This is a genomic window from Candidatus Polarisedimenticolaceae bacterium (assembly GCA_036376135.1).
GTDB lineage: Bacteria > Acidobacteriota > Polarisedimenticolia > Polarisedimenticolales > DASRJG01 > DASVAW01.
Genome location: DASVAW010000030.1, coordinates 15,447 through 35,670, shown reverse-complemented (window position 1 = coordinate 35,670; position 20,224 = coordinate 15,447). Strand labels below are relative to the sequence as shown.

23 protein-coding genes are annotated in these 20,224 nt (G+C 70.6%); 16 read left to right on the top strand and 7 right to left on the bottom strand.

What is annotated here, in order from left to right:
* Positions 1–140: 140 nt before the first annotated feature.
* The 4 genes from VF139_02570 to VF139_02555 are packed head-to-tail and all read right to left on the bottom strand — an operon-like array spanning position 141 to position 4,679.
* Positions 141–1,685 carry a GMC family oxidoreductase gene (locus VF139_02570; GenBank protein HEX6850264.1) on the bottom strand — a complete coding sequence of 515 codons (1,545 nt, stop codon included), beginning with the start codon at positions 1,683–1,685 and terminating at the stop codon, positions 141–143.
* A complete protein-coding gene (locus VF139_02565; protein ID HEX6850263.1) occupies positions 1,682–2,404 on the bottom strand; it encodes an aquaporin in 723 nt (240 codons plus the stop codon). The genes VF139_02570 and VF139_02565 overlap by 4 nt, the downstream gene beginning before the upstream one ends.
* A complete protein-coding gene (locus tag VF139_02560; protein ID HEX6850262.1) occupies positions 2,401–4,269 on the bottom strand; it encodes an amylo-alpha-1,6-glucosidase in 1,869 nt (622 codons plus the stop codon). Before VF139_02560 ends, VF139_02565 begins: the two co-directional genes overlap by 4 nt.
* Positions 4,266–4,679, bottom strand: coding sequence for a hypothetical protein (locus tag VF139_02555; GenBank protein HEX6850261.1), 414 nt, complete (start codon positions 4,677–4,679; stop codon positions 4,266–4,268). Before VF139_02555 ends, VF139_02560 begins: the two co-directional genes overlap by 4 nt.
* A gap of 114 nt (positions 4,680–4,793) precedes the next feature.
* On the opposite strand from VF139_02555, the gene VF139_02550 reads away from it, so the two are divergent.
* The 7 genes from VF139_02550 to VF139_02520 all read left to right on the top strand — a co-directional run bounded on the left by VF139_02550 (position 4,794) and on the right by VF139_02520 (position 11,062).
* On the top strand, positions 4,794–5,573 hold the full coding sequence (locus VF139_02550; protein ID HEX6850260.1) for a GNAT family N-acyltransferase: 780 nt from the start codon (positions 4,794–4,796) through the stop codon (positions 5,571–5,573).
* The gene (locus VF139_02545; protein HEX6850259.1) at positions 5,570–6,328 is read left to right on the top strand and encodes a lysophospholipid acyltransferase family protein; all 759 of its coding nucleotides are present in this window, start codon (positions 5,570–5,572) and stop codon (positions 6,326–6,328) included. Before VF139_02550 ends, VF139_02545 begins: the two co-directional genes overlap by 4 nt.
* On the top strand, positions 6,283–6,810 hold the full coding sequence (locus tag VF139_02540; GenBank protein ID HEX6850258.1) for a DinB family protein: 528 nt from the start codon (positions 6,283–6,285) through the stop codon (positions 6,808–6,810). Before VF139_02545 ends, VF139_02540 begins: the two co-directional genes overlap by 46 nt.
* The gene (locus VF139_02535) at positions 6,807–8,255 is read left to right on the top strand and encodes a VTT domain-containing protein (GenBank protein HEX6850257.1); all 1,449 of its coding nucleotides are present in this window, start codon (positions 6,807–6,809) and stop codon (positions 8,253–8,255) included. The genes VF139_02540 and VF139_02535 overlap by 4 nt, the downstream gene beginning before the upstream one ends.
* Positions 8,256–8,334: 79 nt before the next feature.
* Complete coding sequence (locus VF139_02530; protein HEX6850256.1) at positions 8,335–8,709, top strand: hypothetical protein; 375 nt, start codon at positions 8,335–8,337, stop codon at positions 8,707–8,709.
* Between the two features lie 29 nt (positions 8,710–8,738).
* On the top strand, positions 8,739–9,590 hold the full coding sequence (locus VF139_02525) for a heme-binding protein (protein ID HEX6850255.1): 852 nt from the start codon (positions 8,739–8,741) through the stop codon (positions 9,588–9,590).
* Positions 9,590–11,062: an SMP-30/gluconolactonase/LRE family protein gene (locus VF139_02520; GenBank protein ID HEX6850254.1), complete on the top strand. Its 1,473-nt coding sequence runs from the start codon at positions 9,590–9,592 to the stop codon at positions 11,060–11,062. Before VF139_02525 ends, VF139_02520 begins: the two co-directional genes overlap by 1 nt.
* A 25-nt stretch (positions 11,063–11,087) precedes the next feature.
* Here VF139_02520 and VF139_02515 read toward each other — a convergent pair whose 3' ends face one another.
* Both VF139_02515 and VF139_02510 read right to left on the bottom strand, forming a co-directional pair.
* A complete protein-coding gene (locus tag VF139_02515) occupies positions 11,088–11,339 on the bottom strand; it encodes a zf-HC2 domain-containing protein (protein ID HEX6850253.1) in 252 nt (83 codons plus the stop codon).
* A complete protein-coding gene (locus VF139_02510) occupies positions 11,336–12,247 on the bottom strand; it encodes a sigma-70 family RNA polymerase sigma factor (protein ID HEX6850252.1) in 912 nt (303 codons plus the stop codon). Before VF139_02510 ends, VF139_02515 begins: the two co-directional genes overlap by 4 nt.
* Between VF139_02510 and VF139_02505 the strand changes: the two genes are divergently transcribed.
* Both VF139_02505 and VF139_02500 read left to right on the top strand, forming a co-directional pair.
* On the top strand, positions 12,222–13,538 hold the full coding sequence (locus VF139_02505) for an NAD(P)/FAD-dependent oxidoreductase (GenBank protein ID HEX6850251.1): 1,317 nt from the start codon (positions 12,222–12,224) through the stop codon (positions 13,536–13,538). The two genes, VF139_02510 and VF139_02505, sit on opposite strands and share 26 nt — an antisense overlap.
* Before the next feature lie 16 nt (positions 13,539–13,554).
* Positions 13,555–14,523: a sugar phosphate nucleotidyltransferase gene (locus VF139_02500; protein ID HEX6850250.1), complete on the top strand. Its 969-nt coding sequence runs from the start codon at positions 13,555–13,557 to the stop codon at positions 14,521–14,523.
* Between the two features lie 4 nt (positions 14,524–14,527).
* On the opposite strand, the gene msrA is transcribed toward VF139_02500, so the two are convergent.
* Entirely contained in the window at positions 14,528–15,184 is a 657-nt protein-coding gene (msrA, locus tag VF139_02495; protein ID HEX6850249.1) for a peptide-methionine (S)-S-oxide reductase MsrA, read from the bottom strand.
* Between the two features lie 49 nt (positions 15,185–15,233).
* Here msrA and VF139_02490 point away from each other — a divergent pair, with 49 nt between their 5' ends.
* From VF139_02490 to VF139_02460, 7 genes are all read left to right on the top strand, one after another.
* Positions 15,234–15,914, top strand: a complete 681-nt coding sequence (locus tag VF139_02490; GenBank protein HEX6850248.1) for a queuosine precursor transporter — start codon at positions 15,234–15,236, stop codon at positions 15,912–15,914.
* Between the two features lie 130 nt (positions 15,915–16,044).
* Positions 16,045–16,338 carry a hypothetical protein gene (locus tag VF139_02485; protein ID HEX6850247.1) on the top strand — a complete coding sequence of 98 codons (294 nt, stop codon included), beginning with the start codon at positions 16,045–16,047 and terminating at the stop codon, positions 16,336–16,338.
* A gap of 12 nt (positions 16,339–16,350) precedes the next feature.
* A complete protein-coding gene (locus VF139_02480; GenBank protein HEX6850246.1) occupies positions 16,351–16,566 on the top strand; it encodes a hypothetical protein in 216 nt (71 codons plus the stop codon).
* Positions 16,567–16,711: 145 nt separating this feature from the next.
* Positions 16,712–17,218, top strand: a complete 507-nt coding sequence (locus VF139_02475) for a DUF4442 domain-containing protein (GenBank protein ID HEX6850245.1) — start codon at positions 16,712–16,714, stop codon at positions 17,216–17,218.
* 59 nt (positions 17,219–17,277) lie between these two features.
* The gene (locus VF139_02470) at positions 17,278–17,730 is read left to right on the top strand and encodes a YHS domain-containing (seleno)protein (GenBank protein ID HEX6850244.1); all 453 of its coding nucleotides are present in this window, start codon (positions 17,278–17,280) and stop codon (positions 17,728–17,730) included.
* A gap of 49 nt (positions 17,731–17,779) precedes the next feature.
* Complete coding sequence (locus tag VF139_02465) at positions 17,780–19,582, top strand: putative nucleotidyltransferase substrate binding domain-containing protein (protein HEX6850243.1); 1,803 nt, start codon at positions 17,780–17,782, stop codon at positions 19,580–19,582.
* Positions 19,566–20,165 carry a 3'-5' exonuclease gene (locus tag VF139_02460; protein ID HEX6850242.1) on the top strand — a complete coding sequence of 200 codons (600 nt, stop codon included), beginning with the start codon at positions 19,566–19,568 and terminating at the stop codon, positions 20,163–20,165. The genes VF139_02465 and VF139_02460 overlap by 17 nt, the downstream gene beginning before the upstream one ends.
* Positions 20,166–20,224 lie beyond the last annotated feature (59 nt).

The following is a 20,224-nucleotide window of genomic DNA, read 5'->3' as shown; positions in this document are numbered from 1 at the left end:
GTCGTCGCCGAAGTACTCCCCCTCTCCGGTCTTCTCGAAGGTGAGCACGTCGCGGTAGAAGGCCGTGGAGCGATCGAGGTCGGCAACGACGATCGACACCGAGTCCACCGCGGAGGCCGCCGCGAGGAGCAGCGCCGCGATCACGACAGCCGCTCCAGGAGGTGATCCCCGACGCGCAGCGCGTTCGCCATGATCGTCAGCGCCGGGTTCACCGCGCCGCTCGACGGGAAGAAGCTCCCGTCCACCACGTACAGGTTGTCGAGCTCGTGGGCCTTGTTGTTCACGTCGAGCACCGAGGTCTCGGGATCGTGGCCGAACCGCAGGGTCCCGCACTGGTGGGCGACCCCCGCCAACGGGATGCGTTGCCCGACGAACAGGTTTCTCGGAATCAGGGTTTCGCGACAGTCGAGATGCCCGAGGAGGTCCTTGAGCTTGGCGATCAGCCGCTTGTGCCCTTCCTCGTTGTTCGGCGTGTAGGCGAGGACGATCTTCCCGTCGCGATTCAGGGTGACGCGGTTGTCGGGATCGGGAAGATCCTCGGAGGTCAGCCAGAAGTCGAGGGAGTGTTTCGCCATCACGTCGAGGGTCAGCCCCGGCACGAACGGCGGCGCCCCGCCGGCCAGAGTCTCTGCGTCGAGCTTGCCGACGAAGGAAATGTGCCCCATGGGGTGGTCCCACTCCTTCGAGCCGAAGTAGAAGTCGTTCAACGCGAGGGTCTTCTGGAAGACGGTTGCGTTCGGCTCCTTCGAGATCGCCATCAGGACGGAGTTCGTGTGCCCCATGTAGTGGCGGCCGACCATTCCGGAGCCGTTGGCGAGCCCCTGCGGGTGGCGGTCGTTCGCCGAGCGCAGGAGCAGCGCGGCGGAGTTGATCGCGCCGCACGAGGCGACGACGATCCCGCCCTCGTAGACCTCGCGCTCGCCGTCGCGCACGACGTGCACCCTCGTGACGGAACGTCCCGACGCGTCGGTTTCGAGGCGCTCGACGTACGCGCCGGTGAGCAGGGTCACGCCCGCGTGCTGGAGCGCCGGCTCGACCGCCATCACCTCGGCGTCGGATTTCGCGCGCACGAGGCAAGGGAAGCCGTCGCAGGTGTTGCAGCGGATGCACGCGCTCTTCCGAGGGTTGGACTCGTCGAGCCGGATCCCGAGCGGAACGTGGAACGGCCGGTGCCCGAGTTTCTCGAGGGCGTCGTGGAGCTTCTGGATCCGCGGCTCGTGCGAGACCTTCGCGTAGGCGTACGGAGCCGACGCTTCGGGCTCGGTCGGATCGACGCCGCGCTCCCCGTGGACCTGGTAGAGGCGCTCGGCCTGCGTGTAATACGGCTCGAGGTCGGCGTAGGCGATCGGCCACTCGGGGGAGACGCCCCCCGCGTGGCGCAACGCTCCGAAGTCCCGCTCGCGCATCCGGAACAGCGCCGCGCCGTAGAACTTCGTGTTCCCGCCGACGAAGTAGTTCGTGTGCGGGTGCAGCGGCTTGCCGTTCCGGTCGTACCAGGTCTCCTTCGCCTGGTAACGCCCTTCGACGTTGACGAGCTTCGGGTCCCAGTTCTCCTTCTCGCGCGGGACGTAGCCGCCGCGCTCGAGGATCAGGATGCGCTTCCCTGAGGGAGCGAGCTTCCAGGCGAGCGTGCCGCCCCCCGCCCCGGTGCCGATGAGGATGACGTCGTAGCGGTTGTCGTTCATCGACTCGCCTCGCAGGCGTGCCAGAGGCAACGCACGTGCCCCGCTCTCAGGGCGGAATAGAGCGACGCCGCCGCCACCATGCCGGTCGGAGGCGCCGTGAAGTAGATCCACCAGGACTCCCACACGTTCCCGACCGCCGCCGACGCGAAGGTGCGCGCGGGGTTCATGCTCATCCCCGAGAGCGGCGCCTCGAGGAAGATCCAGGTCGCGACGAGGGTCCCGGCGACGACTCCGGCGAAGCGCTCGAGCCGCGGGGTGTTCGAGGCGGCCAACACAGCCAGCATCAGGATCGACGAGATCGCGAGCTCCGCCGCGAAGGCGGCGCCCGACCCGGCCGAGCCCGGAACCGTCGCGACGAAGTTCACCGCCGGGTGCTCGAGGGCGCTCCCGAGCAGGAGCCTCGCGACGAGCATCCCGGCCACCCCGCCGACGAACTGCGCGGCGACGTAGCCGGCGGCCTGGGGGCCGGGGATCTTCTTCAGCCGCCACATCGCGAGGGTCACCGCGGGGTTCATGTGCGCCCCGGAGCGGCGGCCCCACGGGGAGTAGATGAGCCCGATCGCCGTGAGCCCCATCGCGATCCCGATCAGCAGCCGCCTCGCGTCGTCCGACGGAATCGCGGCGCGGAAGGGTGAAGCCGGGTGTTCGAGCAACACGGTGAAGACGCTCGCCGACACCATGAACGTGCCCAGCGCCGCCGCCTCGATCAGCGCGTTCATGCCGCCTCCCGCAGCACGACGCGGTCCAGGCGCAGCAGCTCGCCGAGCGACCATGCCTGGAAGGGGCACCCTTTCGGCTCGTGGGGCGCCTCGGCATCGGCGATCTCGGAGACGTGGCCGAGCCCGGCGTCGTCGAGGTGGGCGAGCAGCGGCTCGAGGAACCGCGCGCGCGCCTCCCGCCGCGCCTCGATCGTGCCGCCGCGCACCGCAACCCACGCCTCGACGAACGGCCCCGCGAGCCACGGCCAGACGGTCCCCTGGTGGTAGGCGCCGTCGCGTTCGAGCACGCCGCCGGCGTAACGCGGGACGTAGCCCTGCTCGCCCGGTGCGAGCGAGCGCGGTCCGAGCGGCGTCCACAGCCGCGCCTCGACGGCATCGACCACGCGCCGGGCCTCCGCCTGCGGAAGCAGACTCCAGGGGAGGCCGCCGACGGCGAGGATCTGATTCGGCCGGAAGCTCGCGTCGTCGCGGCCGGGAACGTGGTCGACGTCGGCGACGTCGAGGAGGTAGCCGCGTTCGGGATTCCAGAAGCGCGTGACGAACGACTCCGAGCCGCGTCGCCAGGTTTCCGTCCAACGCGGATCCCACGCCGAGGCGGCGCGCAGGGCGTTGAGCCACAACGCCTGGATCTCGACCGCCTTGCCGGTGCGCGGGGTAACGACCCAGTCGCCGACCTTGGCGTCCATCCAGGTCAACTGCACCCCCGGGACACCGGAGGCGAGCAGGCCGTCCCCGTCGAGTCGGATCCCGAAGCGCGTGCCGCGGGCGTACCCCTCGAGGATCTCGCCGACCGCCTTGCGCAGGCGGTCGCGCTCTCTCACCGGGGTCTTCCCCGAAGCGAGGTACTCGTGGACCGCGATCGCGTACCACAGCGAGGCGTCCACGCTGTTGTATTCGGGGGTCTCGCCATGGTCCGGGAAACGGTTCGGGAGCATCCCCTCGGACACCGCGCCCGCCCACGCCGAGAGGATCGCGCCCGCCTCCTTCCGGCGGCCGGTCGCCAGGCACAGTCCCCGGATCGCGATGAAGGTGTCCCGCCCCCAGTCGCCGAACCACGGGTATCCCGCGATCAGCGTGAGGCCGCGATCGCGCTCGACGAGGTACGCCTCGACGGCACGGTCGCAGCGAGCGCGCTCGAGTTCGACGATCGCCTCGGGCTCCGGGGTGCGCTCCGCCCCCGGAACCTCCGCGACGAGGAGCATCCACGCCTCCCCCGTCGAGAGGTCGAACGACCACTCCCCCGGGGACGCGAGGTCCTCGACGAAGTCCAGGCCGCGTGCGCGCTCTTCCTCGTATTCGAAGTTGCGGTACCAGTCCGGAGCCGGCCGGTAGATCCCGTTCGACCTCACGCGGGTCGCCGGAACGCCGTCGTACGGCCGGAAACGCACGCCGTCGCCCGCGGGCTCGGCGTCGAAACGGAACGCGCCGTTCTCGCGCTGGAGAGCGTGGAAGTCGCGCCCGGACATCAGGGGCCGAATCGTGAGGATCGCCGCAGCGCTCGCGCGGAAACGCACGAGCACCGCGGGCGCCCCGCGCGGCACGACGATCTCCTGCTCGACGACGGTTCCGTCCTCGAGACGGAACGTCCAGCGCGGCCACGGCGTCGCCGTGAACGACACGATCCGCGCCGCGCCGTCGGGGTGCACGACCCCGGGGGCGTAACGCTGCGAGCTCAGCGCGAAGCGCCCCGCGGCGGTCGCCACGGTCGCCTCGAGGCCGTTCACCAGCACGAATCGCTCGGCGGGAGGGCGGGCCGCGGCGAGGAGCAGCGCGTGGTAGCGCCGCGTGCGGATCCCCGACGCGGTCCCCGACGCGAACCCCCCGAGCCCGTCGGCCTCGAGCCACTCCCGTCGAGTCGAGCTCACGCGAACCTCTCGCCGAGGATCGGGATCTGGCGGCGGCGCAGGACGAGGATCGCAAGCGAGGCCGCGAGGACGGTGCAGGCGAGCCCGAAGAGCAGCCCGCCGTCCCCCTGGACCTCGATGCCGAGCCTGCCGAGATGGGCCTGGAGGGCGCCGCCCATCAGACCGATGGCGAGCCCGGCCCCGAAGACCGCGGTGCTCGCCCGGAGCAGCAACACGACGGCGACGAGCTCCGCGACCCCGCTGCCGATCCGCCCCCACGGCTCCATGCCGAGCGTCGTGAAGATGTAGACCGACTCGGGGGCGGCGGTGAACTTGAAGAAGAGCGTCTGGGCCAGGATGACCGCGGCCCCGATCTGGGCGACCCAGGCGGCCCCCTTCCTCCATCCGGTGAGCGTGGTGCAGGTGTCCATCGTGTCCTCCGGCGCGTGGGATGCCGGCTGCGGGGGGGTGTTTCCGTTTTCGTCGCGTTCGTGAAACCACCCCGCATCAGGCGGCATCGCACTCCCGACGCGGAGGACCCGTCGATGCACGTCGTGCCGCTCGAAGCCGTTGCCTCGGGATATCGGGTTCGCCTCGCGCGGGGCTCCCGCGACGTCGACGCCGCGCTTCGGCTGCGTTTCGAGGTGTTCAACCTCGAGCTCGACGAGGGGCTCGACGCCTCGTGGAAGACGGGGCGCGACGAAGACCCCTTCGACGCGTTCTGCGACCACCTTCTCGTCGAGGACGTCGCCACCGGCGCGGTCGTCGGGACCTACCGCCTGCAGACCCCCGAACGCGCCCGCGAAGGCATCGGCTTCTACGCGGCGGGGGAGTTCGACCTCGCGGGACTCCCCGCCGGGATCCTCGACGAGGCGGTCGAGATCGGTCGCGCCTGCATCGCGAAGCCGTACCGCAACCGCCGCGTGCTCTTCCTTCTCTGGCGCGGGCTGGCCGAATACGTCCTCGCCCACGGCAAGCGTTACCTTTTCGGGTGCTCGTCGCTGACGAGCCAGGACCCTTCGGTGGGGTTGCGGGCGCTTGCCGACCTGCGGCGATCGGGACATCAGCACCCGGGGTTCGAGGTCCTGCCGAACCCGGGGTTCGCCTGCGAGGACGACGGGCGCTCGCGCGAGCTGGCGCCGGTGCGCCTGCCGATCCTGTTCCACACCTACCTTCGCCACGGCGCGAAGGTCTGCGGCCCTCCCGCGATCGACCGCGCGTTCAAGACGATCGACTTCCTGATGCTGATCGACCTCGCGGCGATGGACCCGGCGGTGTTGCGCCTGTTCGCGCCGGGCGTTTCGGACCACAATCGGGGGGCATGAGCCTCATGCGCGCCCTGCTCCGCTCCGCGCTTTTCGCGGCGTTCACCGCCGGCGTCGCCCTCGTCCTGTTCGCCGGGCACGTCGTGACCGCGGGATCGGCGCGCGCGAGGTGGAACGCGCGGGTGCAGCGGTTCTGGTCGCGCGGTCTCGTCCGGATCTTCGGCGCCACCGTCTCGGTCGAGGGAGAGGTCCCGAGGGGTGCGACGCTGCTCGTGTCGAACCACGTCAGCTACATCGACGTGATGATCCTCGCCACCCTGACCGACTGCGCCTTCGTGGCCAAGTCCGAGGTCGCGCGGTGGCCGGTGATCGGTTACCTCGCCCGCGCCGTGGACACCGTCTTCATCGACCGCGAGCGGCGCACCGACGTCGGCCGGGTCGCCGCCGCGATGCGCGGAGCCCTCGAGCACGGCCGCTCCGTCGTGTTGTTTCCCGAGGGGACGAGTACCGACGGATCGCAGGTGCTCCCGTTCAAGTCGTCGCTCCTCGAGCCCGCGGCGTCCGGCGCGGCTCCGCTCACCTGCTGCGCCGTCGCCTACCGCACGCCGGAGGGGTCTCCTTCGGCCCGCGAAGCGGTGGCCTGGTGGGGCGACATGACCTTTCTCCGGCACTTCTTCGACCTGCTGCGGCTGCCGGGATTCGAGGCGAAGGTCGTCTTCGGTCCCGGAGCGCGGCACCACGCGGACCGCAAGGTCCTCGCGGAGGCCTTGTGCACGACGGTTCGACAGCTGCACCGGAGAGCGGCCTTCTCCTGAATGCGGCGCTGCTCCGGCAGGGGGCCGCGATCGCACGCTCCCTCCCCGCCGAGCAGTTCACGTCCACGTTGCCGATGCTCCCCGGCGGCACGATCGGCAAGCACCTCCGGCACGTCGCGGAGTTCTACGAGGCGTTCCTCGACGGCGCGGCGGCCGGCCGCATCGACTACGAGAGCCGTCGCCGCGACGCGGGGTTCGAGTCGTCTCCCGGCGAGGCGGCGCGACGCATGGACGATCTCGCCGACCGGCTGGAGTCGACGGAAGCTCGCGCGCCGGACCGCGGCCTGCGGGCCCGCGGAGAGGGAAGCACGCGCGACGCGGTGAGCTCGGTCGGCCGCGAGATCGACGCGCTGCTGAGCCACACGATCCACCACTACGCCCTGGTCGCGGTGTTCCTCCGGAGCTTCGGGATCGAGCCCCCCGAGGAGTTCGGCGTGGCCCCCTCGACCCTTCGCCACTGGGAGTCGGCGGCGGCCCGATGACCGCGCTGCTGGCGGGCCTCGCCCTATTCACGCTGGCGAGCGAGGACCTCGCCTGCATCGCGGCGGGGGTTCTCGTCGCCCGAGGGGAGCTCGGCTTTTTCCCCGCGACGCTGGCGTGCCTGCTCGGCATCTGGGTCGGGGACGTCGCGCTGGCGCTCGCCGGACGGGGCGCGGGGCGCGCGTGGCTTCGGCGCCGCATCCGCGCCGACGCCTGGCGGCGCGCCGAACTCTGGTTCGCGCGGCGCGGCGACGCCGCGATCCTCGTCGCGCGCTTCGTGCCGGGGATGCGTCTTCCGACCTACGTGGCCTCGGGGCTCCTGGCGGAAAGCCTCGTACGCGTCTCCCTTCTGATGCTCCTCGGAGCGGTCGTGTGGGTGCCGTTGCTCGTGGGTGCGTCGGCTTCCCTGCCGGTGCCTTCTCCGGTCGCCTTCGTCCTCGGAGCGCTCGCCCTCGTCGTCGCGACGCGGCTCGCCACCTGGAGGGGAAGGCGCGCGCTCGTCGGCTTCTGGCGCCGGTGGACGCGGTGGGAGTTCTGGCCCCGGTGTCTGTTCTACCCGCCGGTCATCGCCTGGGTCGCCTGGCTCGCCCTGAAGCACCGTTCGCTCTGGGTCTTCACCGCCGCCAACCCGGCGTTTCCCGCGGGAGGGCTGGTCGGCGAGTCCAAACGCGCCATCCTCGAGGGGCTCGCCGCGTCGGGCGCCCCGATCGCCGCCTTTCGCACCGCCGACACCGCGGAGTTCCCCGTCGTCGTGAAGCCCGATGTCGGCGAGCGCGGCGAGGGGGTCGTGATCGCGCGCGACCGCGAGGCGCTCGACCGCGCGTTGCGTGAGGCGACGCGCGACGTGTTGATCCAGGAGTACGTCGAAGGGCCCGAGCTCGGGGTGTTCTGGGCCGACGACCGCGTGATCTCGATCACCGAGAAGAGGCTCCCGTTCGTCACCGGCGACGGCCGCCGCAGCATCGAAGCGCTCGTGCTGGACGATCCGCGCGCCGTCGCGATGGCGGGGATCTACCTCGAGCGACTCGCCGACCGCCTGGAGGAGATCCCTCCCGATGGCGAGCGCGTCCCGCTGGCGACGATCGGCAATCACTGCCGCGGCGCGATCTTCCTCGACGGCGCGCGGTTCGCGACTCCGGAGCTCATCGCGGCGATCGACGCGATCGCCCGCGGCGTCCGTGGCTTCCATTTCGGGCGGTTCGACCTGCGCGCCCCGACCGAGGCGGATCTGCTCGCCGGGCGCAACCTGAAGATCCTCGAGCTCAACGGCGTCCTCTCCGAGTCGACGCACATCTACGACCCGCGCCACGGAGTCGTCCGCGCGTGGAGGACGTTGTTCGCGCAGTGGCGGCTTGCCTTCGAGATCGGCCGCGCGAACGTGGAGAGGGGATCGCGCCCCGCGACGACGCGCGACGTGCTCCGCCTCGTCGCCGCCTGGAGCGGCTGAAACCTCGTAACGCCTTTCGGGACCGGGAATCCCACCCTGCGCGGGACACGACGTCCCGAACTCGAAAGGAGATCCCGAGATGATCCGCAAGCTCACCCTGGCCGCCGCCGTCCTGGCCTTCGTCGCCGCGCCGGCGCTGGCCGCCCACGATTCGACCCCCTTCCAGGGGCCGAAGGCCAACACCGGTTACGTGACCCACTCCAACGAGGGCGGCAAGATCGTCCTCACCGTGTCGGATGACTTCAAGGTCCCCGACACCCCGGATCCGCACTGGCAGGTCGTGGACTCGAAGGGGAACACCTACCTGCTCCAGCGCCTGCCGATCAAGGGCGACAAGGTCAACCGCACCATCACCGTCCCCTCGTACGTGAAGGACGTCGCCAAGGTCCAGATCTGGTGCGCCTTCGCCGAAGTGAACCTCGGCGAAGCCTCCTTCACTCCGGCCGCCAAGTAACTCCCTTCCTTCATTCCCTGGAGGTCCCCGTGTCCCGCACGCTCGCCCTTCTCCTGTCCGTCGCGATCGCGGGGGCCGCCCAGGCGGCCCCCCGCGTCGAGAACAAACCCTCCCTCACCCTCGGCGGAGCGCGCGCAGTCGTCGCCGCAGCCGAAGCCGAGGCCCGCAAGCACGACGCGGGCGGCGCGATCGCCGTCGTCGACGACGGCGGCAACCTGCTCGCCCTCGTCCGTCTCGACGGCACCTTCGCCGCCGCGTCCAACATCGCGATCGCCAAGGCCCGCTCGGCGGCGAACTTCCGCAAGCCGACGAGCCTGTTCGAGAACGCCATCAAGAACGGCCGTCTCTCCCTCGTCGCCAACGAAGAGCTGCTCCCGCTGCAGGGGGGCGTCCCCGTCGTCGTCCACGGGCAGGTCGTCGGCGCGGTGGGCGTCGCCGGAGCCGCGAGCGCCCAGCAGGACGAGGACATCGCCGTCGTCGCCGCCGCGGCGGGAGCGTCGGTCGCGTCCGCCGAGACCACCTTCATCCCCTCGAAGGAGGTCGCCGCCGCCTTCGCCGAGGGAAAGCCCCTCGTCGAGGTGCCGGGTTACAAGATCCACGCCTCGCGCCGCGAGAAGGCGGGCGCCGCGGAAGTCCACCTGGCCGAAACCGACACGATCCACGTGCTCGACGGCGAGGCGACGTTCGTGGTCGGCGGGAGCGTGGTGGATGGAAAGTCCACCGCACCCGGCGAGGTTCGCGGCGCGTCGATCGACGGCGGGAAGACCCTCACGCTGAAGAAGGGGGACGTCGCGGTCGTCCCGGCGGGGACGCCGCACTGGTTCCGCGAGGTCAAGGCTCCCTTCCTCTATTACGTCGTCAAGGTGGAGGAGACCCGATGATGCGCCGGGTCGTCCTCTCCGTTGCGCTCGCGGCGCTCCCCGCCGCCGCCCAGGTCACCCCCGACGCCCCCGTGGCCGGAAATCCCGACGCGATCGTCGATCTTCAGTCGGCCGAGGGCGCCGCGCTCGTCAAGGCCCAGTGGAGGTTCGCCGAGGGGGACGGGGCCGACGAGGCGATCCTCCCGGAAGCCCTCGAGACCCGCCGCACCATGGGAGGACGCGCGTTCGCCTGGTACCGGACGAGCGTCACGATCCCGGAGAAGGTCGGGACCCTCTCGACGGCGGGGAACGCGGTCGTTTTCGAGATCGTGGTCGACGACTACGCCGAGATCCGCGTGGACGGGGCGTTGCCCAAGGTCCTCGGCCAGACCGGAGGGGCGCTCATCAAGGGGTTCAACGCCCCCAACCGGGTCGTGCTCACCTCCGACGCGAAGCCGGGTCGCACGTTCAAGCTCGAGGTTTTCGCCGCGAACGGTCCACTTGCCGAGCCGCCGAAGAACCGCGTGTGGGTGCGTTCGGCGACTCTGGACTTCTTCAAGTCGGGCAAGCTCGGGGCGTTCGAGGTCGTGAAGGCGACCGTCGAACGCCTCGATCCCGCCCTCGACGCCGTCGTTCCGAGGGACGCGGTGTTCGAGCGGGTGGCGCGGGGCTTCCAGTTCACGGAGGGACCCGTCTGGGTGAAGCAGGGCGGCTACCTGCTGTTCAGCGACCCCAACGCGAACGCGATCTATCGCTGGGCCCCGGACGGCCAGGTGAGCGTCTATCGCACCAAGAGCGGCTACGCCGGGCTCGACGTGGGTGAATACGGCCAGCCCGGATCGAACGGGCTTGCCCTCGACGCCGAGGGGCGTCTCACGATCGACGAACACGGCCGCCGGCGCGTCGTGCGCCTCGAACCGAACGGGGCGATCACCGTCCTCGCCGACCGGTTCGAGGGGAAACGTCTCAACAGCCCGAACGACCTCGTCTACCGTTCCGACGGCACCCTCTACTTCACCGATCCCCCGTTCGGGCTTCCGAAGTACCACGACGACCCGCGGCGCGAGCTCCCCTTCTACGGGGTGTTCGCACTGAAGGACGGCGTGTTGAAGGTGGTCTCGAAGGATCTGCTCGGCCCGAACGGCCTCGCCTTCTCCCCGGACGAGACGTACCTGTACGTCGCCAACTGGGACCCGAAGAGGAAGGTCGTGATGCGTTACGAGGTCCGGCCGGACGGCGGTCTCGCGAACGGTCGTGTCTTCTTCGACATGGGCGCGGCTCCGGAGTCCGAGGCGCTCGACGGGATCAAGGTCGATCCCCGCGGGAACCTCTTCGTCTCCGGTCCCGGCGGCGTGTGGGTCCTCTCCGCCGCGGGGAAACACCTCGGCACGATCCGGCTTCCCGAGCTCCCGGCGAACTTCGCATTCGGGGGGGACGACGGGAGGACGTTGTTCCTCACGGCAAGGACGAGCGTGTATCGGGTGAGGCTCTGATCGGAAGGGGCGGGCGGAGCTGAGGCTACCGCCCGCCCTTTCCCCGCGCGGCGAGGATCGCCTTCACGAGCTCCTCGGGCATCTCGGTGGGAACGGGCTCGTCGAGGTTCTCGAACGCCGCCTTCTCGAGCCGAACGGTCTTCGCATACGAGTCGAGGTAGTTGACGCAGTGCGGGCAGATCGCCATGTGCGCGTCGAACTCGGATCGCTGGTCGGAAGGGAGCTCCCCGGCGACGTAGGCCCACAGGAACTCGACGAAATCTCGGCAGGTGATCATGCGCGCGTCCTCCGCAGGTGGGGGTCCAACAGGGCGCGAAGGGCCTGCCGCGCGCGATGGAGCCGGATCTTGACGGCGTTTTCGGTCGTCCCGAGCAGGGCCGCCGTCTCGGCCGTGTCGAGCTCTTCGATGTCCCTCATGAGCAGCACGGTCCGGTACGAATCCGGCAGCTCGTCGATGCAGCGGCGCACGAGCGCGGCGCGCTGCTCGCGCTCCACGCTCTCGTGGGTCGTCTCGACCCAGAGGTGCGCGGGCTGCACCGAGTGGCCGTCCTCGCCGAACTTCGGGAGCAACGCCTCGATCGACTCCTCCGGCCTGCGGCTCCGGCTGCGGATCCGCATCAGCGCGGCGTTCACCACGATCCGGTGAAGCCAGGTGGAAAGGCGCGCCTCGCCGTGGTAGCTGTCGAAGTTGCGGAATGCGGAGATGAACGCCTCCTGGACGACGTCGCGGGCATCCTCCGGCTCGCGGACGAATCGCCGCGCGACGGCCAGCATCCGGCCGCTGTAGCGCTGGACCACGTCCTCGAAGGCGCGCCGTTCGCCCGCCCGGAGTCGTCGGACGAGCAGGGCGTCCGCGTCGACGGCGGGATCCTCGATCGAGGGGACCGGCCCTCCGACGGGGAACCCCGAGGCCGGATCGGCATCGCCGCGGCGGCGCCGTTCCCGGTGCGCGGTCCACATCGCGCAGGCCAGCCCGCCGGTCCAGATCGCCCACGCCGCCAGCGCGTCCATGTGGGTCACGGAGAATCCGACGGCCCGGGGCTCCAGCATTCCGGCGTCCTCCCTCGGCGCCCGGAGCGCCGACTCGAAGCTGGGATGCCGCTCCGGGCGAACCGGTTTCGCGAATCCCGGGACGCGGGCGCGGCATCCCACCGCCGCCATGAAGACCAGGACAAGGATTCTCATCCTCGGCGGAGGGTTCGGCGGGATCTACACCGCCCTCGAGCTCGACCGCACGATCGGCTGCGACCCCGACGTCGAGATCACCCTCGTCGGCCGGGAGAACTTCTTCCTCTTCACGCCGATGCTGCACGAGGTCGCCGCGAGCGATCTCGACCCGACGAACATCGTCAGCCCGGTGCGCAAGCTGCTCCGACGCGTGAAGTTTTTCGAGGGGGATGTCGTCCGCGTGGACCTTCCTTCGAAGACGGCGGTGCTCCGCCACGGCTCCGACGGTCACGAACACGAGGTCACCTGCGACCACCTCGTGCTCGCCCTCGGCTCGGTCACGAACTTCTTCGGCCTTCCCGGGGTCGCCGAGCGCGCACGGACGATGAAGACGCTCGCCGACGCGATGCACCTGCGGAACCGGATGATCGCGCACCTCGAGGAGGCGGACACCGAGTGCGCCTGCGACGAGCGGCGCCCGTTGCTGGGTTTCGTCGTCGCGGGCGGCGGCTTCGCGGGAGTCGAGACGATCGCGGCGATGAACGACTTCGTCCGCGAGGCCCTCCCGCACTACCCGAACGTGAAGCGCGAGGACCTCCGGATGGTCCTCGTCCACTCGCAGGAGGTGGTGCTCCCCGAGCTCGGCCCCGAGCTCGGGCGGTACGCCCAGCGGAAACTCGCCGAGCGCGGCGTCGAGATCCGCACCTCGGCCAGGGTCTCGAGGGTGGAGGGCGACCTCGTCCGCCTCACCGACGGCACGACGGTCGAGGCCCGCACCCTCGTGTGGACCGCGGGGACCGCCGCGAACCCGATGCTGGCGGAGCTTCCCTGTATGAAGGAACGCGGGCGCGTGCTCGTGGACCCATACCTTCGCGTCCCGGGCCACCCCGGGGTCTGGGCGGTGGGCGACGCGGCGTCGGTCCCCGACGGCACGGGGGGCTTCCATCCCCCCACCGCGCAGCACGCGATCCGCGAAGGGCGCACGCTCGCCCGCAACGTCGCCGCGTCGATCCGCGGAGAAGCCCTCCGCCCCTTCACCTTCGCGACGCTCGGACTTCTCGCCTCGATCGGCCGACGCACGGGTGTCGCGCGGATTCTCGGCGTGAACTTCTCCGGCTTTCTCGCGTGGTGGATGTGGCGCACGATTTATCTCTCGAAGCTTCCCCGCTTCGAGAAGAAGCTGCGCGTCGCGCTCGACTGGACGCTCGACCTGTTCTTCTCGAAGGACCTGGTGCAGTACCTCGACGTCGACGCCGTGAAACCGGAGACGAAACCGAAACCGGCCCTCGAGGCCGCGCATCACGGCTGACGAGGGAGGCGACGCGATGAGACTGGCACGAGGTCGAGGCGAAACGTGGGCGCTGGTGCTGGCCGCGGGGTCGGGCACGCGGCTGAGCGGGCTGACGCGGTTGGGGAACGGCGCGTCGGTTCCCAAGCAGTTCTGCTCGCTCGCCGGAGGACCGTCCCTCCTTCAGGACGCCCTCTCCCGCGCCGCGCGGATCGCCCCCCCGGAGCGCACGCTCGCGATCGTCGCCGAGGAGCACCGGCTCTGGTGGCGGGACGAGCTCGCCGAGCTCCCGGAGGAGAACGTCGTCGCCCAGCCGCTCAACCGCGGCACCGCGGCGGGGGTGCTCTTGCCCCTGCTCGAGATCCTGCGCCGCGATCCCGACGCGACCGTCGTGATGCTCCCCTCGGACCATTTCGTCGCCGACGAGGCGGTGATGGCCCGCGCGCTGCGGCGCGGGCTCGACGAGGTCCGGCGCGATCCGGAAGGCATCGTGCTGCTGGGGATCGAACCGGACGCCCCCGACTCGGAGTACGGGTGGATCGTCCCGGGGAACGAGGCGACCGACGGCTCCTTCCGCGTGAAGGCGTTCGTGGAGAAGCCGGATGCGACGTTCGCCGCGGAGCTGATGCGCCGCGGCGGCGTGTGGAACTCCTTCCTGATGGTCGCGAAGGGACCCGCGCTGAAGGCGCTCTACCTCCGGCGCCGGCCGTCGCTGCTCCACGCACTCGCCCTGGCGCCGCGCCGCTCCGACGGTTCGCTGGATGGGGTCGCCCTGGCGCGTCTCTATGCGTCGATCCCGACGTCCGACTTCTCCCGCGAGCTCCTGCAGGGATCGGAGGACCGCCTGCGCCTCGTGACCGTTCCGTTCTGCGGATGGAGCGATCTCGGGACCCCGGATCGGCTGGCGGAGTGCGTGCGGCGCTGGCCGAAGCCGACGCCGATCGCCGCGGCGATGCGCTACCCGGTGGCGCCGGTCACGCTCGCGGCGGCGGTCGGGGCGGCGTAGCGGATCAGGTGGCCTTCGCGACGCCGATCGGGCAGGTCACCCCGGTCCCGCCCAGCCCGCAGTACCCGTTCGGGTTCTTGGCGAGGTACTGCTGGTGGTAGTCCTCGGCGTAGTAAAACTCCGGCGCCTCCCGGATTTCCGTCGTGATGGCGCCGTATCCCGCCTCGGCGAGCTTCGCCTGGTAGGCGTCGCGGGAGGCCTCGGCGACCCGGAGCTGCGCGTCGGAATAGGCATAGATCGCGGAGCGGTACTGCGTGCCGCGGTCGTTTCCCTGACGCATCCCCTGCGTGGGGTCATGGCTCTCCCAAAAGACGCGCAGGATCTCGTCGAAGGAGACCTTCGCCGGGTCGTAGACGACGAGGACCGTCTCGGCATGTCCCGTCAGGCCGGAACAGACCTCCTCGTAGTCGGGGTTGGGAGTGAGCCCCCCCGAGTACCCGACCGCGGTCGTGTGGACGCCGGGGAGCTGCCAGAACTTCCGCTCCGCTCCCCAGAAGCAGCCGAGGCCGACCTGCACCTGCTCGAAACCGGCCGGAAATGGGGGTTTCATGACCGTTCCGAGGACGAGGTGTTTCCCGGTGATCCGCATCGGCGCGGTCCGTCCGGGAAGGGCCTGGGTCGTGTCGGGGATGCGCAGCTTTCCTGGGTCCTTCGAGAACATCGGCTGCCCTCCACCGTGTTAGGGTGCCGCCGGTTTCCCGGGGGTTTCCGTGACCGAACGACGATACCGCTACTACGACTTCGTGATGGCCGCGTTCGTCACGGTCCTCCTGTGCGCGAACCTGATCGGCCCCGCCAAGATCGCGCAGATCGGCGATGTGAAGTTCGGCGCCGGCGTGCTCTTTTTCCCCGTCTCCTACATCTTCGGCGACGTCCTGACCGAGGTGTACGGGTACGCGCGCACCCGACGGGCGGTCTGGGCGGGGTTCGCCGCCCTCGCCTTCGCGTCGTTCATGTCGTTCGTCGTGCTCGCCTTCCCGCCGGCCGCCGACTGGCCGCACCAGGCGGCCTATGAAACCGCGCTCGGCTCGACGTGGCGGATCGTGCTGGCATCGCTGCTCGGCTTCTGGGCCGGCGAGTTCTGCAATTCCTACGTCCTCGCGAAGCTCAAGATCCTCTCGCAGGGGCGGCGGCTCTACCAGCGCACGATCGGCTCGACCCTCGTCGGCCAGGCCGCCGACTCGCTCATCTTCTATTCGGTCGCCTTCCTGGGAACCTGGCCCCCGGAGCTCGTCCTCCAGGTGATGGCGACGAACTACCTGATCAAGTGCGCCTGGGAGGCCCTCGCGACGCCGGTCACCTACAAGATCGTCGGGTGGCTGAAGCGCGCCGAAAGCGAGGACTACTACGACCGCGACACCGACTTCAACCCCTTCACCCTGCGGACCTGATCCCGATTGACCGCCACGGTCCGACAGGGTTAGGGTCCCATCGTTCGCGGCAACCCAACCCGCGGAGGGGACCGTGCGCGCACGTCCATCCCTTCAGGCCCCGGGATTCGGCCCATCCGGAGGAGGAACCATGCGAAGAACCGTCGTTGGAGCGTTCGTGTGCCTGGCGTTGATCGTCGCCTTGCCGGGATGTCGCCGTCTCGGCGCCCCCGACGTGAGGACCCGCGCGGCCGCCGCGGAGACCCTCCCGTCGGGCGACGTCGTTCCCGCCTCCTGGGGGCGTCTGGCGGGGGTCTCGAGCGCCGGTCAGTACCCCGACCTCGTGCAGCTCTGGTTCGAGGACCACGACGGGGTCGTCCGCGTCGCGGTGTACCGCGCGACCACGGGGGAGTTGATCAACGCCCGTCGCATCGTGCGCGGCTGAACGGAGGTCGCGATGTCCAATCTGTCCAGCCTCGTCAACCGGAGCCTCTTCCTGCTGGCCTTCGTCCTCGCCGCGCTGGCGGTCGTCGAGAAGGCGGCGAACCTCTTCGACTACACCGTGATCAACGGCTACTCCGCCTCCCGGCTCCTCGAGCTCGCCGCGGTGGCGCTGCTCTTCGTCATCGCGCTGCTGCTTCGCGAGGTCCGGGAGAGCCCGACGCGTTCCTGACCGGATCGCGGTGACGGTTGGCGGACGGTTGCATCATGGTGGGGGTTCGGCCCAGGAAGGGAGTGTGCATGCGACCGTGCGTCGGCGTCGTCGGGGAGCCAGCCGCGAGGGGCTTCGATCGGCCTCACGAACCGACGCCCTTGCCGTGAGCGCCCCGCGCCCGCCCCGCGCCCTCTCGCCCCGGCAGGTGAAGTGGGTGCTGAATCTGTTCCCGCCGTGGCTGCTCCAGGGGATCCGGATCGTCTCGATCTCGCCCGACTTCCGGCGCGCGACGGTGCGGGTCCGCCGCGGATTGCTCACGAGGAACCTCAACGGTTCCACCTTCGGAGGGACGGTCTTCGCCGCCTTCGACCCCGTGTGCGCGATCCTCTACTGGCAGATCCTCGCCCACCGCGGCCTGCGCGTGCAGGCGTGGCTGCGCGGCGCGTCGATCCGCTACGTGAAGCCGGCCAGGACCGCGCTGACGATCTCCTTCGAGATCGGCGAGGCGGACGTCGAGGACGCCGTCTCCGCGCTGCGAAGCGGGGGTCGCTTCGCGCGAGCGCACCGGGTCGTGGCGACCGACGTCGCCGGCGAGGTGTGCGCGGAAGCCGATACGGAGGTCTACCTCCGGCTTCCGAGGGAGGGGCAGAAGGAGGTTTCCGCGTTCTAGCGAAACGACGCGGCGGCGGACGGCATCTCTGCGGGGAACCTTCAACCCGGAGAACCGCCATGATCCGACGCCTGCTGAGCTTCGCCGCCGTCGCCGTCTTCGCTTCCGGCGCCGCGCTCGCCAAGGACCTCGTCAACACCGACGCCTCGGGGCTCGCGCTCCAGGGGTACGACGCCGTCGGCTTCGTCACCGTCGGGAAACCCCTCCTCGGGATCGCGACGTTCACCTCCACGTACGAAGGCGCCACGTATCGCTTCGCCACCGCCGAACACAAGGCGCTGTTCGACAAGGACCCCGCGAAGTACGCTCCCGCCTACGGCGGCTACTGCGCGTACGGCGTCGCGAAGAACGCGCTCGCGCCCGTCGAGATCTCGACGTGGCAGCTCCTCGGCGGGCGCCTGATCCTCAACAAGAACGCCGACATCAAGAAGGCGTTCGACGCCGACGTCGCGGGACACACCCGGGACGCCGAGGCCAACTGGCCGAAGCTCGTCGAGAAGAAGGGACGCTGACCGAAAAGGGGCCAGGCCCCTTTTCCGCGGCGGTACACTCCGCCGCGTCATGGAGCCGATCGCGTTCCTCCGCTCCCACCCGCCGTTCGACGTCCTCGATTCCGCCGCGGTGCGGCGGATCGAGGAGAACCTCGAGATCGAGTTCGCGCCGGCCGGCGCGCTCGTGCTCCGTCGCGGCGGCGCGCGCAGCGAGTACCTCTACGTGGTGCGCAAGGGCACGGTGCGGCTCGAGCGCGACGGCCAGGTCGTGCAGGTGCTCGAGGAGGGGGAGTGCTTCGGCTTCCCCTCGCTCATCGGCGCCACGGCGCCCCACGTCGACGCGATCGCCTCGGAGGAATCGCTCCTCTACCGGATCCCCGGCCCCGTCTTCTCGTGGCTGATGCAGGCTCCGGCCTTCGCGGAGTACTTCCTCGTCGACCTCAGCGAGCGCCTGCGAAGGTCGGCGAGCGTCCAGCCCCTGCCGGTCGGGGCCGAGCTCGGAACGCCGGTGAGCACGCTGCCGACACGTCCGCCGCTGCGGATCGCGCCCGAGCGCACCGTGGGCGAGGCCGCGCGCCGGATGCGCGACTCCGGAACGAGCTCGCTCATCGTCGACGGCGAGCCCCCGGGCATCCTGACCGACCGCGACCTTCGCAGCCGCGTCCTCGCCGAGGGGCGCGGTCCGGAGACGCGCGTGGCGGAGGTGGCGACGCGCCCGATGAAAACGCTCGAGGCGCGCGCGACGCTGCTCGATGCGCTGCTGTTCATGCTCGAGCACCGGGTGCATCACGCGCCGCTCGTCGACGGCGACACGATCACCGGAGTGATCACCGACACCGATCTCCTGCGGCTCCAGGTCAAAAGCCCGCTCCACGTGTTCCGTCACGTGGATCGTCTCGAGGTCCCCGCCGACCTCCCGCGTTTCGCCGTCGAGCTGAAGGCGATGGTGGAGACCCTGTCGTGGGGAGGGCTCGGCGCGGCGCAGATCGGACCGGTCGTCTCCCGCGTGCACGACGCCCTGGCGTCGCGGCTGCTGCGCGCGGCGGAGGCGGAGGCGGGCCCGCCCCCCGGCCCGTACGCGTGGATCGTATTCGGGTCCGAAGGACGCATGGAGCAGACCCTCGCCACCGATCAGGACAACGCGCTGGTGTTCGCAGGAGCCGACGGAGGGGGCGAGGCGTACTTCGGCGCCCTCGCGGAGCGGGTCGTCGGCTGGCTCGAGGCCGCGTCGTTCCCCCGCTGCCACGGCGGGTTCATGGCCACGCGCTGGCGCAAGCCGCTCGCGAGCTGGGTCGCGACCTTCCGCGGGTGGATCGAGACACCCGAGCCGCGCGCCCTGCTCGAGGCCCTGAACTTCTTCGACTTCCGGCCGGTTCACGGCACGCTCGATCTCGCGCCGCTGCACCAGCTCGTGCTCGACGCCGGTCGGGAGAAGGTCTTCCTCGCGCACTTCGCCCGCGCCTCGCTCGGGCTGCGTCCGCCTCTCGGCGCGTTCCGCCACATCCGCGAGGACGACGGCGGCGTCGACCTCAAGAAGGGCGGCATCGTCCCGATCGTGAGCCTGGCGCGGCTCTACGCGCTCGAGGCGGGCTCGGCGTCGCGGCCCACCCTCGACCGGCTCGAGGACGCCGCACGCGCGGGCACGCTCAGCGGCGAAGGCGCGGCCACGCTCGCCGAAGCGTTCCGGTTCCTGCTGGGCCTGCGCCTCCGGGAGCAGCTGCGCGCGCTGCGCGACGGCCGGCGGCCGTCCCATCGCATTCCCCTCGAGAGCCTCTCCTCCCTCGAGCGCAGCCAGCTCAAGGACGTGTTCGTCGCCATCCGCCAGATCCAGGAGGCCGCCGCGCTGAGGCATTCGGTTGAGCGGCTGGCTTGATCGCCTGCTCGCCCGGCTCCGGGGGGGCGGCGACCTCGCCGTGCTCTGGTCGGTCGACCTCGAGACGACCGGTCTGAACCCGAGGGCGGACCGCATCGTCTCCGTGGGGATGGTGCCGATCCGCGACGGCGTGATCCGCTACGGCGAGCGGTACCACTCCCTCGTGCGGCAGGACGGCGTCGCCACGGAGGAGTCCGAAGGGTTGCGGATCCACGAGATCCTCCCCGGTTCGGCCGCCGCCGCGCCGACCGAGCGCGAGGTGCTCGCCGAAGTCGACCGGCGTCTGGGAGAGGGAGCGTTGCTCGCGCACCACGCGCCGCTGGACGTCGCGTTCCTTCGAGAGGCGTACCGGCGCCACGGCAGGCCCTGGCCTCGACCGAAGGTGGTGGACACGATCGATCTGCTGCTGGAAGCCCACCGCCGGCGCCACCGATTCACCCCGCATCCCCCGCCACCCCGCACGGGACTCGCCGACGCACGCGAGGCGCTGGGGCTGCCGCCGCACGACCACCACGATGCTCTGGCGGACGCCCTCGCCGCCGCCGAGCTCTTCCTTGCACTCCGCCTAACTATAAGAACTTGATGATTGTCAGGTAGTCCCCCCTTCCCAGCCGCGGGAAGTCGCGCAGAATCGCGCGCACC

Bases quoted from the DNA above. Each gene is read 5' to 3' on its own strand.
- VF139_02520 (HEX6850254.1), top strand. From the start codon at position 9,590: ATGCGCCGGGTCGTCCTCTCCGTTGCGCTCGCGGCGCTCCCCGCCGCC.
- VF139_02565 (HEX6850263.1), bottom strand. From the start codon at position 2,404: ATGAACGCGCTGATCGAGGCGGCGGCGCTGGGCACGTTCATGGTGTCG.
- VF139_02465 (HEX6850243.1), top strand. From the start codon at position 17,780: ATGGAGCCGATCGCGTTCCTCCGCTCCCACCCGCCGTTCGACGTCCTC.
- VF139_02480 (HEX6850246.1), top strand. From the start codon at position 16,351: ATGTCCAATCTGTCCAGCCTCGTCAACCGGAGCCTCTTCCTGCTGGCC.
- VF139_02545 (HEX6850259.1), top strand. From the start codon at position 5,570: ATGAGCCTCATGCGCGCCCTGCTCCGCTCCGCGCTTTTCGCGGCGTTC.
- VF139_02505 (HEX6850251.1), top strand. From the start codon at position 12,222: ATGAAGACCAGGACAAGGATTCTCATCCTCGGCGGAGGGTTCGGCGGG.
- VF139_02510 (HEX6850252.1), bottom strand. From the start codon at position 12,247: ATGAGAATCCTTGTCCTGGTCTTCATGGCGGCGGTGGGATGCCGCGCC.
- VF139_02515 (HEX6850253.1), bottom strand. From the start codon at position 11,339: ATGATCACCTGCCGAGATTTCGTCGAGTTCCTGTGGGCCTACGTCGCC.
- VF139_02570 (HEX6850264.1), bottom strand. From the start codon at position 1,685: ATGAACGACAACCGCTACGACGTCATCCTCATCGGCACCGGGGCGGGG.
- VF139_02485 (HEX6850247.1), top strand. From the start codon at position 16,045: ATGCGAAGAACCGTCGTTGGAGCGTTCGTGTGCCTGGCGTTGATCGTC.
- VF139_02500 (HEX6850250.1), top strand. From the start codon at position 13,555: ATGAGACTGGCACGAGGTCGAGGCGAAACGTGGGCGCTGGTGCTGGCC.
- msrA (HEX6850249.1), bottom strand. From the start codon at position 15,184: ATGTTCTCGAAGGACCCAGGAAAGCTGCGCATCCCCGACACGACCCAG.
- VF139_02535 (HEX6850257.1), top strand. From the start codon at position 6,807: ATGACCGCGCTGCTGGCGGGCCTCGCCCTATTCACGCTGGCGAGCGAG.
- VF139_02470 (HEX6850244.1), top strand. From the start codon at position 17,278: ATGATCCGACGCCTGCTGAGCTTCGCCGCCGTCGCCGTCTTCGCTTCC.
- VF139_02555 (HEX6850261.1), bottom strand. From the start codon at position 4,679: ATGGACACCTGCACCACGCTCACCGGATGGAGGAAGGGGGCCGCCTGG.
- VF139_02530 (HEX6850256.1), top strand. From the start codon at position 8,335: ATGATCCGCAAGCTCACCCTGGCCGCCGCCGTCCTGGCCTTCGTCGCC.
- VF139_02550 (HEX6850260.1), top strand. From the start codon at position 4,794: ATGCACGTCGTGCCGCTCGAAGCCGTTGCCTCGGGATATCGGGTTCGC.